The sequence below is a fragment of the Arthrobacter liuii genome, assembly GCF_014639275.1.
Taxonomy (GTDB): domain Bacteria; phylum Actinomycetota; class Actinomycetes; order Actinomycetales; family Micrococcaceae; genus Arthrobacter; species Arthrobacter liuii.
Genome location: NZ_BMFW01000003.1, coordinates 243414 through 256531, shown reverse-complemented (window position 1 = coordinate 256531; position 13118 = coordinate 243414). Strand labels below are relative to the sequence as shown.

Annotated in this window: 12 protein-coding genes; 8 read left to right on the top strand and 4 right to left on the bottom strand. The window is 66.5% G+C overall.

The genetic code is table 11. The features are described from left to right. Positions 1-150 precede the first annotated feature (150 nt). Genes IEW19_RS05115 through IEW19_RS05105 form a run of 3 tightly spaced genes read left to right on the top strand, consistent with a single transcriptional unit; the run spans position 151 to position 3248 of the window. The gene (locus IEW19_RS05115; protein WP_188570591.1) at positions 151-1389 is read left to right on the top strand and encodes a type III polyketide synthase; all 1239 of its coding nucleotides are present in this window, start codon (positions 151-153) and stop codon (positions 1387-1389) included. A gap of 13 nt (positions 1390-1402) precedes the next feature. Continuing rightward, positions 1403-2098, top strand: coding sequence for a class I SAM-dependent methyltransferase (locus IEW19_RS05110; protein ID WP_188570590.1), 696 nt, complete (start codon positions 1403-1405; stop codon positions 2096-2098). Position 2099: 1 nt separating this feature from the next. After that, the gene (locus IEW19_RS05105; RefSeq protein ID WP_188570589.1) at positions 2100-3248 is read left to right on the top strand and encodes an FAD-dependent oxidoreductase; all 1149 of its coding nucleotides are present in this window, start codon (positions 2100-2102) and stop codon (positions 3246-3248) included. Between the two features lie 23 nt (positions 3249-3271). Here the strand turns inward: IEW19_RS05105 and IEW19_RS05100 are convergent, their stop codons facing one another. Further along, complete coding sequence (locus IEW19_RS05100) at positions 3272-3685, bottom strand: nuclear transport factor 2 family protein (protein ID WP_188570588.1); 414 nt, start codon at positions 3683-3685, stop codon at positions 3272-3274. 55 nt (positions 3686-3740) lie between these two features. Between IEW19_RS05100 and IEW19_RS05095 the strand changes: the two genes are divergently transcribed. From IEW19_RS05095 to IEW19_RS05075, 5 genes are all read left to right on the top strand, one after another. After that, positions 3741-4421 (top strand): peptide deformylase, encoded by a 681-nt coding sequence (locus tag IEW19_RS05095; protein WP_188570587.1) that lies wholly within the window; start codon positions 3741-3743, stop codon positions 4419-4421. A 70-nt stretch (positions 4422-4491) separates the two neighbouring features. Then, positions 4492-5373, top strand: coding sequence for a putative RNA methyltransferase (locus IEW19_RS05090; RefSeq protein ID WP_188570586.1), 882 nt, complete (start codon positions 4492-4494; stop codon positions 5371-5373). 129 nt (positions 5374-5502) lie between these two features. Next, positions 5503-5976 carry an NfeD family protein gene (locus IEW19_RS05085; protein WP_188570585.1) on the top strand — a complete coding sequence of 158 codons (474 nt, stop codon included), beginning with the start codon at positions 5503-5505 and terminating at the stop codon, positions 5974-5976. 22 nt (positions 5977-5998) lie between these two features. Continuing rightward, a complete protein-coding gene (locus IEW19_RS05080; RefSeq protein ID WP_188570584.1) occupies positions 5999-6943 on the top strand; it encodes an SPFH domain-containing protein in 945 nt (314 codons plus the stop codon). 241 nt (positions 6944-7184) lie between these two features. Next, the gene (locus IEW19_RS05075) at positions 7185-7532 is read left to right on the top strand and encodes an RNA polymerase-binding protein RbpA (RefSeq protein WP_026266052.1); all 348 of its coding nucleotides are present in this window, start codon (positions 7185-7187) and stop codon (positions 7530-7532) included. Between the two features lie 93 nt (positions 7533-7625). Here IEW19_RS05075 and IEW19_RS05070 read toward each other — a convergent pair whose 3' ends face one another. The 3 genes from IEW19_RS05070 to IEW19_RS05060 form a co-directional block, all read right to left on the bottom strand. Beyond that, the gene (locus tag IEW19_RS05070; protein ID WP_188570583.1) at positions 7626-8369 is read right to left on the bottom strand and encodes a polyprenol monophosphomannose synthase; all 744 of its coding nucleotides are present in this window, start codon (positions 8367-8369) and stop codon (positions 7626-7628) included. Positions 8370-8464: 95 nt separating this feature from the next. Next, on the bottom strand, positions 8465-10114 hold the full coding sequence (locus IEW19_RS05065) for an amidohydrolase (protein ID WP_188570582.1): 1650 nt from the start codon (positions 10112-10114) through the stop codon (positions 8465-8467). 62 nt (positions 10115-10176) lie between these two features. Next, positions 10177-13098 (bottom strand): DEAD/DEAH box helicase, encoded by a 2922-nt coding sequence (locus IEW19_RS05060; protein WP_188570581.1) that lies wholly within the window; start codon positions 13096-13098, stop codon positions 10177-10179. Positions 13099-13118: the final 20 nt, after the last annotated feature.

The following is a 13118-nucleotide window of genomic DNA, read 5'->3' as shown; positions in this document are numbered from 1 at the left end:
ACAGGTTGACATAATGTAGATTATCGGCGTCCCGGCGAGAGGCCGATCGGGGCTCCGTCACAAGCCCGATGCCGCTAAGTCTGCGCCCAAATGCGCTGGTCAAACCGGAAGGCCATTGTCTTTATCCAAGCGCCCGTCAAGAATGAACCAATGACGGTCTACGTGCGTTCACTTGAAACTGCAGTTCCGGCAACAAAGCTGATTCAGTCCGAAGCCCGCGACGTGTTTGCGGCGCAGCCGGGTTTGTCCCGTTTGGGTTCGCGGCTGGTCAATACGTGCTTTGACGGTGCAGCCATCGACACCAGGTTCACCGCCGTCCAGGAACTCACCAACACGAGCCGTGCGGAAAACCCCCAGTTCTACGACCAGGAATCCGGCCTGCTGCTGAACCCAAGCACCAAGGTCCGCAACGATATCTTCGCCCGGGAGGCGACGAAGCTGTTCGTGGCGGCCGCCCGCGCTGCCCTGCAGGCCGCCCCGGACGTGGAATTACTTGACATAACTCATTTGGTGACAGTTTCCTGTACAGGATTCTTCAATCCAGGCCCTGACTACAAGGTGGTGCGTGAGCTTGGCCTGAGCCCTGCCGTCCAGCGCTACCACCTGGGCTTTATGGGCTGCTACGCGGCCTTTCCCGCGCTGCGCGCCGCAAAATCGTTCTGCGAGGCGGACCCGAACGCCGTCGTCCTGGTTGTCTGCGCCGAACTGTGCTCGCTGCATGTGCGTACATCCAACGACCCCGACACCATCATGGGTTCGGCATTGTTCGCCGACGGTGCCGCAGCCGCCGTCGTCACGGCCCGGCCGGGCACGGAGGAAACGGCACTGCTGACGCTGGACCACTTCGAAACGGTCCTGACGCCGGTCGGTGAGGACTCCATGGCATGGAACATTGGCGACCACGGCTTTGAGATGGTGCTGGGCAACTACGTGCCCCACATCATCGATGACCACATTGTGGATGCACTGCAGCCCCTTCTGGCCAGGGAGCCGGAACTGGCTGCACTCCCCTACACTGCCATTCCCCACTGGGCCATCCACCCCGGCGGCCGCAGCATCCTGGACAAGGTGCAGTCCCGACTCGGCCTCAGCGACGCGCAGCTGGTTCCCGCGCGGGAGATCCTTCGCAATTACGGCAACATGAGCAGCGCCACGGTGCTGTTCGTCCTTAAAAACATCCTGGAACAACCCCTGCAGGAAGGGACGCCCGGGGACGGACGGATCTGTTCCATGGCCTTTGGCCCGGGCCTGACCGTGGAGACCGGCCTGTTCACGAAACTCCGGCAAGCCGCCGCCGACACCATGAGCCACGGCCACGTGGGCGGCGCCGCCGAGGACGACCTGGGGGTCCGCCACAACCAGTTGCCCGCGGAAGCGCCGGTGGCCTGACAGGGGTTCCGGCATGGGAATCCTGCTGCGCCGGCGGGCCACCGGGGACGTCGAAGAAATGGACAGGCCTGACTGTGACGCCCGGCTCCTGGACAACACCTACCGGCAGTTTGGTGTCATCAACCGGGTCTTGTCGGGCTGGCGGAAGCTGTACGTGGGGGAGCTGCGGACCACCACCAACCCGGACCAGCGCCCCCTGACCGTGCTGGACATCGGGTCCGGGGGCGGTGACCTCGCCGTCATGCTGGCCCGCTGGGCCGCACGGGACGGCAAGGCGATGCATGTCACGGGCATCGATCCTGATCCCCGCGCGGCCCGTTTCGCCCGGCAACGGGGGTCCATTCCCGACGTCGAATTCCGCGAGGCGCACAGCAGCGACCTGGTCCGGGAAGGCGCGTCGTTCGACGTCGTGATCTCCAACCACGTGCTCCACCACCTTGCGCCCGACGAGCTCCGGCAGCTGCTGGCGGACTCGGAACTCCTGGCGGCCCGGAAAGCGCTGCACAACGACCTCATCCGCAGCCCGGCCGCGTTTGCCCTCTTCAGCGTCGCCGCGCTGCCGTTCCGGCATTCCTTCATCCGGGAGGACGGCCTCACCTCCATCCGCCGCAGCTACAGGCCCGCGGAGCTGGCAGCCGCCGCTCCCCCGGGCTGGTCCGTGCAGCACTCCTGGGCCTTCCACCAGGTCCTGACCTACCGGCAGGGCTGAGGTGGACGCCGATGTGCTCATTGCCGGCGGCGGTCCCGTCGGCCTGTACCTGGCTGCCGCGCTCCTGCAGGAAGGCGTGACGGTAAAAGTTTTTGAGCAACGGCAGGCGCGGAACCCGCACTCGCGCGCCATCGGCGTGCACCCTCCCGCCCTGGAGGCACTCGCCGGGATCCAGGTGGCGTCGAGCATGGTGCGGGAGGGTGTCCGCATCAGGGCCGGCATGGCTGTCAGCGGCGGGAAAACAGTGGGAACCATGGCGTTCGACGCCGTGTCAGGAGACTTTCCGTTCGTGCTGGCACTCCCACAGTTCAGGACAGAGCAACTCCTTGAAGACCGCGTCCGTGCCCTGGACCCCGCGGCGTTGGTCAGGGGTGCCACCGTCGCCGGTGTCAGGGACGACGGCGGGGAGGTCGCCGTGGCGGTTGAGCGGGCGGGTGCCACGCAGCATAACGGCAGCGCCACCGCAGCTTTGCTGGTCGCGGCCGACGGAGCCCGGTCGCAGCTGCGTGGTGCGCTCGGTGTGGCGGTGGTCCGCAAGTCATACCCGGACCACTACCTCATGGGGGATTTCGACGACGGCACGGACTACGGGGACAGGGCCGTCCTGTTCCTTGAGCCGGAGGGAATTGTCGAGTCGTTCCCGTTGCCGGGCGGCGTCCGCCGCTGGGTGGTCCGGCTGGCAAGGCCAGCCGCCCCGGCGGCGGGACCGGCCGAACTGGCTGAGATGGTGCACCGGCGGACCGGGTTCCGCCTTGATCCGGCCACCAACTCCATGCTGAGTGCCTTCAGCGTCCGGTCCACAATCGCCCGGCGGACTGTTGCCGGACGTGCAGTGCTGCTGGGAGACGCCGCCCACGAGATCAGTCCTATCGGCGGCCAGGGCATGAACCTGGGCTGGCTTGATGCCAGGGACCTGGTGCCGGTGGTCTGCGCTGCACTGTCGGGCAAACCCACGGGCAGGCGGCTCAGGGAGTTCGAGGAAAGCCGGCGTCGGGCCGCGGTCCTGGCCAGGCGGCAGGCTGAAATGAACATGATGCTGGGCAGGCCGCTGCCCCAACCGCTCCTCCGGATCCGCACCGCCGCACTCGGCGCCGCCGCGGCAGTTCCCGCCGTGAACCAGTGGGCCGCAATGCGCTTCACCATGCAGTAGGGCCTTGACCAACGGGCCCGGGATCAGCGGAAATAGCAGTCGTAGCTGTCCTGGCTCATGATGACGCCATTGCGCACCTCAAAGATCGAGCATGTCCTGGCCCGGATCGTCTCACCGCTGTCCCAGTACCGGAGGTCCATCAGTACGGTGGCGCACCAGTCAGCCTCCACCACCACCCGGCCGCCTGCACAGGTGGTCCGCTGTACCGTGAACTCTTGGTCCTTCACCACCTCGCGGCTTTGGTCAGCACCTGCCAGCACGGCGGCCAGCGTCCGGGTTGAACCCTCGGGGGCCAGCAAGTGCGGGGCCTCCGTCAGCACGAATGATTCCGACAGGAACGGCCGCAGGTCTGCGGCCCCTCCGCCCGCCCGAAGGACCCGGATAAATTCAAGGACGTGCTCCACCGGGGATGCCGGCGGGAAGGAATCATCAGCCATGCGTTAGACCATAACCGAAGGATCCTGCACCGCGTCCGCCAGTAGGCTGTTCCCCATGACCCAGACTGTTCCCCAGGCAACCGCCGGCGCCGACGAGATCCGTGAGGCTGTGGAGCGCCTCCTGTCCGCCGAATCCCTTCCGCCCATCGTCCAGGCGGGCCACCCGGCGCTGCGCCAGCGTGCCGCCGCATTCGACGGCCAGTTGTCCCAGGACCAGCTGGGCCGCCTGGTCGGGATCATGCGCCACGTCATGCATGAGGCACCGGGCGTGGGCCTTGCCGCCCCGCAGTTGGGCATCCCCCTCCAACTCGCTGTCCTGGAGGACCAGTACGACGTCGACCCGGAGGCTGCAGCACTGCGGAACCGGAGCCCGCTGGAGTTCCTGGCCATCCTCAATCCGCGGTACACGCCCCTGGATTCCGGACATGCGTCCTTCTACGAGGGGTGCCTTTCCCTAAACGGGCTGCAGGCCGTGGTGGCGCGTCCGGACGCCGTGCTGCTGGAGTACGTGACACCCGACGGCGCGGCCGAGCGGCGCGAGTTCTCGGGGTGGCAGGCGCGCATCGTGCAGCACGAGACGGACCACCTTAACGGCATCCTTTACATTGACCGCGCCCAGCTTCGGTCCCTGAGCAGCAACGCAGAATATGCAGCGCACTGGGCAGAGGCGGGCATCAGCACGGCGCGGGACGGCTTGGGTTTCGACGACGGGCCCGCCGGCATATCCCTTGGCTGACCTCCAACGACCCTCAGGAAGGCAGGACGCGCGAGGGGCGGGAAAGGCCGGCCGCCCTAAAATGGTTCCCATGCCTTCCGCGGATCTCCCCCTCCTGTGCCCCGTCTGCTCACATCCACTGGAGTACCTGGCGGCGGAAGCCCCGCGCCAACCCCGCCTGGCTTGCCGGAACGGCCACAGCTTTGACGCCGCCCGGCAAGGCTACTTCAACCTGCTGGTGGGCAAGGGCACCCCCTTCGAACCGGACACCGCCGCGATGGTGGCCGCACGTTTTACCTTCCTGGGGGACGGACACTACCGGCCGCTGGCACAGGCGCTGGCCAACGCCGTCGTCCCCTACCTGTCGGACGAGGGCGCAGCGGTGCTGGACTCCGGGACGGGGACCGGCCACTACCTGAGGGAGATCCTCGACGCAGCAGTTGCCGGCGGCCGGGCGGCATCCGCCATCGGCCTGGACATCTCCAAATTTGCCCTTCGCCGCGCTGCCCGGCTCAATCCCGACGCTGTGAACATGGTCTGGGACATCTGGCAGCCGCTGCCGGTCGCGAGCAACTCGGTGGACGCGGTCACCGTGGTCTTTGCTCCGCGCAACCCCGCTGAGTTTGCCCGTGTCCTGCGCCCGACGGGCGTGCTGGTGGTGGTGGCGCCGCGGACCGGACACCTTGCGGCCATCGCCGCCGTCGCCGGGATGCTCGGTATCGAAGAGGGCAAGGATGAGCGCCTGGCGGAGGCGATGTACGGGCATTTCGAGCCGGTAAATACCTTCGACGTCGACATACCACTGGAGTTGACCCGCGCCGCTGCCGCCGACCTTGCGTTCATGGGACCGGCCGGCCACCACCTGGACCGGGACGAAATCGCCGCCCGGCTCGAAGACTCCCCGGAGCCGGTCAAAGCCGACGCAAAGTTCAGGCTCTTCGTGTTCCGGCCGAGGACGCAGGAAACCCCGTAACGACTTGGCCACTATCCCCCGGCAGCCGGTATGAACCGGCCCACATACCAGGTCCGCGGACTAGGATAAAAAGACAGTTACTGGCGGATCCGCGCATGCGGCGCCCCCGTGGCGAAGGGGGAAACAGGGATGTTCGAGTGGCTTGGCGAAAACTGGTGGGCACTGTGGCTCACAGCTTTCCTGGCGTTTGCGGTGATCGAGATGATCACGCTTGACCTGTTTTTCATCATGCTTGGCGGCGGATCGCTTGCCGCACTGGTGGCCGACTTCGCCGGCGCCGAGCCCTGGCTCCAGGTGGTCATCTTCTGCGTCGTGTCCCTGCTCATGGTCGCCTTTGTGCGGCCAGTGGCGCTTTCGCACCTGAAGAAGGGGCCAGCCGAGCAGCGGACCAACGTGGACCGGCTGATCGGTGAACCGGCCGTGGTGATGGAGGCCGTGACCTCCGATGGAGGCCTGGTGAAGATCGGCGGCGACATTTGGAGCGCACGCTCCGCAGCGGGGGTGCTCCCCGCGGGCCAGAAGGTGGTGGTGGCGGCCATCGACGGCGCAACAGCAGTGGTTTCGGTACCGCCAACGGCGGTTGCCGGCCCGGATACAGCCTGACAATTGGGGAACAAGGAGTTGTATGGAAAACGCAGGTGGAACCGCACTGGCCATTGTGCTGGTGGTTCTGATCGTCTTTGTCATCATAGTTTTGGTCCGGTCCGTCCGGATCATCCCGCAGGCCCGCGCCGGCGTCGTTGAACGGCTCGGCAAGTACCAGCGGACGCTCAACCCCGGCCTGACGATCCTGATTCCTTTTGTGGACCGGCTCCTGCCGCTCCTGGACCTGCGCGAACAGGTGGTGTCCTTTCCGCCGCAGCCCGTCATCACCGAGGACAACCTGGTGGTCTCCATCGACACGGTGGTGTATTTCCAGGTGACGGATCCGCGGGCTGCGACCTATGAGATCGCCAACTACATCCAGGCCGTGGAGCAGCTGACCACCACCACCCTGCGCAACGTGGTGGGCGGGCTGAACCTTGAGGAAGCCCTTACATCCCGCGACCAGATCAACGGACAGCTCCGGGGAGTCCTGGACGAGGCCACGGGCCGTTGGGGCATCCGTGTCTCACGGGTGGAGCTGAAGGCCATCGATCCGCCCCACTCCATCCAGGACTCGATGGAGAAGCAGATGCGCGCCGAACGGGATCGCCGTGCGGCCATCCTCACGGCCGAGGGAACCAAGCAATCAGCCATCCTCACGGCGGAGGGCCAGCGGCAGGCGGCCATCCTCAAGGCCGAAGGTGACGCGAAAGCAGCCATCCTCCGCGCGGACGGCGAGTCCCAGGCCATCCAGAAGGTCTTCGACGCCATCCACAAGGGCAACCCGGACCAGAAACTGCTGGCCTACCAATACCTGCAGACCCTTCCCAAGCTGGCCGAGGGGTCGGCCAACAAGCTGTGGATCATCCCAAGTGAAGTTGGCGAGGCCCTCAAGGGAATCGGCAACGCCCTCGGTGGCACCGGCACGGATTCCGCCGCGGGTGGGCTTTTCGATGAGGAGCCCTCCGGGCGCAGCCAGCCGTAGGCGCCCTACAAACGCAGGGAGGGTTCCGCAGTTCGTCGCGGAACCCTCCCTTTTTTGGTCCAGATGGGATAAGCCCCGTATAATTGGGTATTTGTCCGGCAGGAGAATACCAGCTGGAACAACCAAGCTTCGCAATGCGTTGAATCCTATGATGCAGCACAGTGCACACAGTAGTCCGGCGGCCACGTCGCCACCGGCTAGCGCGGAGATTTAATCCGCGAACCGACCAGAGGGAGAAAACATGAGCGATCGCAGCCTGCGGGGCATGCGCCTTGGTGCGCAGAGCATGGAGACCGAGTCCGGAGTTGAGCCGGCTCCGCGCCAGCGGGTCGAGTACCGTTGCGCAGATGGCGAGCAGGTCTTCGTCACGTTCTCCTCCGAGGCGGAAATCCCTCCGGTGTGGGTCTCCAAGACCGGCAAGGAAGCGCTCCTGGTCGATGGTGAAAAGCCGGACACCAGCAATGACAAGGCAGTCCGCACCCACTGGGACATGCTGCTGGAACGCCGCTCCCTGCCTGAACTCGAACAGATCCTCGAGGACCGCCTGACCATCCTGCGCGAACGCCGTGGAGAGCGCCGCTCGGCCTAAGGCAAGCCGAAAAAGGGGGCGGTCCCGCACCATTGTGCGGGGCCACCCCCTTTTTTGTGCTTCCGGGCACCGCAGGCGGCGACCCGGGAAGAACTAGGCCTGCTTGTTCTTCAGCTTGCCGGTCAGCGTGTTCCAGCGGGCGGTGAGGCCCCATTTGGTGACGTTGATCATGGCTTCGATGACGATGTTGCCGCTCATTTTCGAGGCACCCAGTTCTCGCTCGACGAAGGTGATGGGGCATTCCTCGATGCGCAGGCCCAGCTTGGCGACCCGCCAGGCCAGGTCCACCTGGAAGCCGTAGCCTACCGAGTCCACCTGGTCCAGGTTGAGTTTCTCGAGCGTGGTCCTGCGGAATGCGCGGTAACCGCCGGTCACGTCCTTGATCGGCAGGGCCAGCATCAGCCGCGCGTAGGTGCTGCCCACCCGCGAGATCGCCTGGCGGTAGAGGGGCCAGTTGACCACGCTGCCCCCGGGAACCCAGCGCGAGCCCATGGCCAGGTCTGCGCCCTGGTCCACGGCGTCAAGCAGTTGGGGAAGCTGTTCGGGCCGGTGGGATCCGTCGGCGTCCATTTCCACCAGGACGTCGTAGCCGGCCTCCAGGCCCCACTTGAAACCGGCGATGTAGGCAGCGCCCAGGCCTTCCTTGCCCTGGCGGTGCAGGACGTGGACCTGGGAATCGTCGGCAGCGAAACCGTCGGCCAGTTGGCCCGTGCCGTCAGGGCTGTTGTCATCGACCACCAGCACGTCCGACGCCGGAACGGCCTTCCGAAGGCGCTGGAGCGTCTTGGGCAGCGATTCCAGTTCGTTGTAAGTGGGAATGATCGTAAGGACGCGCACAAAGGGCCTTTCCTGGAGGAAGTGGTCGGAGCACCAGATACCGAAAATAGTCGACGGCGGGCGCAACTCCCCATTATAGGGCGGTGCCTTCCCCGTCAGGAACGCAGGGCCGGGCTGGCGAACAGTTCGGCGCCGTCCTTCACGGTTTGCAGGCAAACCGGGTCCGAGCCTGTGTCCAGGGCCGGCAGGAGGGGGGTCCTGGCCCGCGGATCGGTGCTCCAGGACTGCACCCGCCCGTCAGCCACCTGGACCATCAATTCCTCCACCTCCCACACCGCAAAGCTGGCCGGCGCCCCGGGCACCAACTGGCCGGCCATGGGGTTGGCATGCCGCGCTGCCCTCCACCCGGCACGGGTGTGCCCCAGGAAGGCTGCCCGTGCGGAAATGCGTTCCTCCGGGTTGTGGTGTTCCACACACGCGCGGACACTGGACCAGGGACGCAGGGGCGTGACCGGGCTGTCGCTGCCGAAGCAGACAGGAACTCCTGCGGAGTAGAAAGCAGCGAACGGATTCATGGACCGGCTCCGCTCCCCCAGCCTCCGCTCGTAAAGGCCCCCGGTGCCGCCCCAGGCGGCATCGAAGGACGGTTGGGCGCTGACGGTCACGGCGTAGTGCGCCAACTTCGCCACAGCCGCGGCGTCAGCCATCTCCACATGCTCAAAGCGGTGGCCTGCGGCCCGCACCCGCTGCTCCCCGACCTCCCTGGCCGCCAGGTCAAGCGCCTCAAGGGCAGCGTCCAGCCCGGCGTCGCCGATGACGTGGAACCCGCCTTGGATGCCTGCCAGGGAACACGCGGCAAGGTGGGCTGCCGCCTGGTCGACGCTAAGGTAGAGGGTTCCCCGCTCGTCACCGGCATCGGTGTAGCCGGCGCGCAGGGCGGCCGTGCGGGAGCCCAGGGAACCGTCAATATTCAGGTCCCCGGCAAGCCCCCGGACGCCGGCCCCCAACTGTGCAACCAGTGAGCGTGCCTCTTCCTCGGACGAAACCAGTTCGCCCCAGTAGGGCAGCACCTCGGGAAATTGCGGCGCATCTTCTTCAGCGGCGTTCCATGCCGCAGCAAGCCTGAGATCGTCGGCGCCGCCGATATGGGGCGCACCCATCTCAGCCAGGGCAACGTAGCCGTTGGCGGCAGCCTCAGCCATGGCCCGGGCTTGGTGCCGCTTCAGCGACGCCGGGGGCATCCGGCGGGTTGCCAGCCGGGCTGTTTCGTGCGCCGCGCGCGTCACCCGGGCGCCGCCGTCGTACCCGTCTTTGCCGTGGAGGCCCGCGGACTGTGCCAGCGACGTCGATACCAGCGCCGAGTGCACGTCCACACGGGAGAGATAGACCGGCCTGCCGCCGGCCGCCCGTTCCAGCTCTTCCGCACTGGGCAAGTTGGCGTCCGCCCACGTGGTCTCGTCCCAGCCGTGGCCGAGCACCGGCCCTTCCCCGCCGGCCCCGGCCACTGCGTCCAACAGTGCGCGGGCCGACGTGACTGCCCCAAGCTGCAGCGATTCCAAGGCGATCCCGGTTTCGGTCAGGTGTACGTGCGAATCAACGAAGCCCGGTGCCACCAGGGCGCCACGGAGGTCAATGATGTCCATGGAACTGTCCGCGATGGACGATGCAGCCTGTTCCGATCCGACCCAGGCAACGGTGTCACCGTCCACCAGCATGGCCGTTGCGAACGGGTCCGCCGCGGTGTAAACGGACCCATTGCGGTAGAGCACCGGGGCGGGACGGGAAGTGGCATCGGGTCGGGGCATGGTTGGCAGGACTCCTGGGATGTTGGCGGGCCGGCGGTAACCGGCAGGTGTGTAAAGACGAGTCAGAGAACGGAGGAGTACGCCACGACGCCGCGGCGGATAAGGTTGATCGCTTCGGCGCACAGCCGTGCGAGGCGAGGATCGAGGCCAGGGATCTTGGCGAGCTGGTCCAGCAGGTCCACGACCTGTTTGACCCAGCGGACAAAGTCGCCGGCGGCAAGGTCGGTGCCGCTGAGGACATCCTGCAGGTGGCGCCCGCGGGCCCACTTGTACAGGGGCCAGACAAGGCCGAGTTCCGGCTCACCTGTGAGCGGAAGCTTGTTCTCCTCTTCCACGTCTTCGAGGACAGACCATTCCTTGACCACGATGTCCACGGAAGACTCCAGGGAGACGCTGGGCATGCGCGGCCGCAGGCCCCGGTCCTCGCGTTTGGCCTGGTACACCAGCACGCTGGCCAGAGCGGCCACTTCCGCCGCGTCGAGGTCATCGAACGCACCCAGCCGCAGGGACTGGGAAATCAGCAGGTCCTTCTCGCCATAGATCCTGCGCAGCCGCTGGCCGTCCGGGCTGATATTGAGGCGGCCGTCCCCAACGTCTTCGAGGTAGCCGTAGGCGGACAGGACGTCGCAGACCCGGTCGAAGGTTTTGGCGATCGTGTTGGTGCGGCCCTGGATCTGGCGGACCAGGCCGTCCGTTTCACGCCGCAGCTTCCACCAGCGTTCCGACCACCGTGCGTGGTCTTCGCGTTCACTGCAGCCGTGGCAAGGGTGTGCCTTCAGGGCGCGCCGCAGATCTGCAATGCGCTTCTCCTGGTTGGGCAACGCCGCGGCGCGGCCGAAATCGTGGTTGCGGTTCTGGCCTGGAGCCGGCGGCCGGTTCTCCCGCAGCGCGTTCCGTGCAGAGGAAGCAAGGTCGCGCCGCGATTTGGGCAGCTTGGCATTGAACGACTTGGGGATGCGGATGCGGGTGACCGGGGCGATGGGGCCTTCGAGGTCGTCCGTGCCGATCCGGCGCAGCTGGCTATCCAGTGTGAGCACGGCAGGCCGGGGTTCGCGGCTGCCGTGGTCGGAGCTAAGGACGACGGCGGGACCTGGGGCGCGGCCGCCGGGAACATTGACCACGTCCCCCGGCAGGAGCCGGGCCAACGAGTCGTCGCTGAGCGACTTCCGGACGCGGGACTTGGTGCGGGACGTGGCGTTCTCGGCATCCGAAAGTTCCCTGCGCAGCCGGGCGTACTCCGTGAAATCGCCCAGGTGGCAGGTCATGGACTTGGCGTAGCCGGCAAGGGATTCCTCTCGGCTTCGCACCTGCCTGGCAAGACCTACCACGGAGCGGTCTGCCTGGAACTGGGCAAAGGAGGATTCCAGGATTTCGCGGGCCCTGGCCCGGCCGAACTGCGCCAGGAGGTTGATGCTCATGTTGTATGTGGGCCGGAAACTTGAGTTCAGGGGGTAGGTGCGCCGGGACGCCAGGCCGGCCACCGCCGTCGGGTCCGTTCCCGGCTGCCAAAGCACCACGGCGTGGCCCTCGATATCAATGCCGCGCCGGCCTGCCCGGCCGGTCAGCTGGGTGTACTCGCCTGCGGTGATGTCCACATGGGCTTCGCCATTGAACTTGTCCAGCTTCTCCAGAACCACCGAACGGGCCGGCATGTTGACACCCAGGGCGAGGGTCTCCGTGGCGAAGACTGCCTTGACCAGGCCGTCGACGAAGAGTTTCTCCACGACCTCCTTGAAAGTGGGCAGCATCCCGGCGTGGTGGGCGGCAAAGCCCCGGAGCAGTCCGTCCCGCCAGGTCCAAAAGTCCAGGACGTCGAGGTCGTCCGGCGGGATATCCTGCCCGGCCTCGTCAACCCGCTGGGCAATGTTCCGCTGCTCCTTCTCCGTGGTGAGCCACAGCCCGGACCCAACGCACTGGGCCACGGCCGCCTCACAACCGGCGCGGGAAAAGATGAAGGTGATGGCAGGCAGCAGGTCCATCCGGTCCAGGCTGGCGATCACCTGGGGACGGCTGGCGGCCCGCACTCCGGTTGGCTCGCCCCTGCCCGGACGATCATTTCCCCGGCGGCCGCGCTGGCCGCGTCCGCCGGGACCGGGACGGCTGCGGAAGCTTTGCTGGCTTTCGCTGCGCGCGACGGTGAGCAGCTCCGGGTTGACGTCGAAGCCGCGCCCCTTGGCGATGTCCGCGGACTTGCCGGACCTGGCCGCCTGCTGGCCGCCTTCCTCGACAGGCGGGGCGAACTCATCGAACGTGGTTTCTCCCGCGAACAGATCCATGATCTGCCGGCCCACCATGACGTGCTGCCAGAGCGGCACCGGCCGGTGCTCGGAGACGATGATGTCGGTGTCCCCACGCACGGTGTCCAGCCAGGCGCCGAATTCCTCAGCGTTCGAGACAGTTGCACTCAGCGAGGCAACCTGCACCTCGCTGGGCAGGTGGATGATGACTTCTTCCCACACCGCCCCGCGGAACCGGTCGGCGAGGTAGTGGACCTCGTCCATCACCACGTAGCCCAAGTCGCCCAGGGTGGCGGAATCCGCGTAAAGCATGTTCCGGAGAACTTCGGTGGTCATCACCACGACCTGCGCGTCACCGTTGATGCTGGTGTCACCGGTCAGGAGGCCCACGTTGCCTGCACCGTACTTCTCGCTAAGTTCGCTGAACTTCTGGTTGCTGAGCGCCTTGATAGGTGTGGTGTAGAAGGCTTTCAGGCCTCGCTGCAGCGCGAGGTAAATGGCGAACTCCCCCACGATGGTCTTCCCTGCTCCGGTAGGGGCCGCCACCAGGACGCCCCTGCCTTCCTGGAGCGAGCTGCACGCCTGCCGTTGGAAGTCATCAAGCTCGAAGTCCAAGGTCCGGATGAACGCCCCGAGGTAGGTGGCGGCCTCTGCCCGCCGCTCAGCGCTGGCACGGTATCTCTCGGCCGGCGAAAGTTCTTCAGGATCAACGGGGCCGGTGGAGAAGGGCCCGGTGGTGGAGGACATACCCCAAGCCTAACGGCAGG

What these genes read in the sequence shown, in the direction of transcription:
- IEW19_RS05115 (WP_188570591.1), top strand. Translation starts at nt 151, where the DNA reads ATGACGGTCTACGTGCGTTCACTTGAAACTGCAGTTCCGGCAACAAAG.
- IEW19_RS05110 (WP_188570590.1), top strand. Translation starts at nt 1,403, where the DNA reads ATGGGAATCCTGCTGCGCCGGCGGGCCACCGGGGACGTCGAAGAAATG.
- IEW19_RS05100 (WP_188570588.1), bottom strand. Translation starts at nt 3,685, where the DNA reads ATGGCTGATGATTCCTTCCCGCCGGCATCCCCGGTGGAGCACGTCCTT.
- IEW19_RS05095 (WP_188570587.1), top strand. Translation starts at nt 3,741, where the DNA reads ATGACCCAGACTGTTCCCCAGGCAACCGCCGGCGCCGACGAGATCCGT.
- IEW19_RS05090 (WP_188570586.1), top strand. Translation starts at nt 4,492, where the DNA reads ATGCCTTCCGCGGATCTCCCCCTCCTGTGCCCCGTCTGCTCACATCCA.
- IEW19_RS05085 (WP_188570585.1), top strand. Translation starts at nt 5,503, where the DNA reads ATGTTCGAGTGGCTTGGCGAAAACTGGTGGGCACTGTGGCTCACAGCT.
- IEW19_RS05080 (WP_188570584.1), top strand. Translation starts at nt 5,999, where the DNA reads ATGGAAAACGCAGGTGGAACCGCACTGGCCATTGTGCTGGTGGTTCTG.
- IEW19_RS05075 (WP_026266052.1), top strand. Translation starts at nt 7,185, where the DNA reads ATGAGCGATCGCAGCCTGCGGGGCATGCGCCTTGGTGCGCAGAGCATG.
- IEW19_RS05065 (WP_188570582.1), bottom strand. Translation starts at nt 10,114, where the DNA reads ATGCCCCGACCCGATGCCACTTCCCGTCCCGCCCCGGTGCTCTACCGC.
- IEW19_RS05060 (WP_188570581.1), bottom strand. Translation starts at nt 13,098, where the DNA reads ATGTCCTCCACCACCGGGCCCTTCTCCACCGGCCCCGTTGATCCTGAA.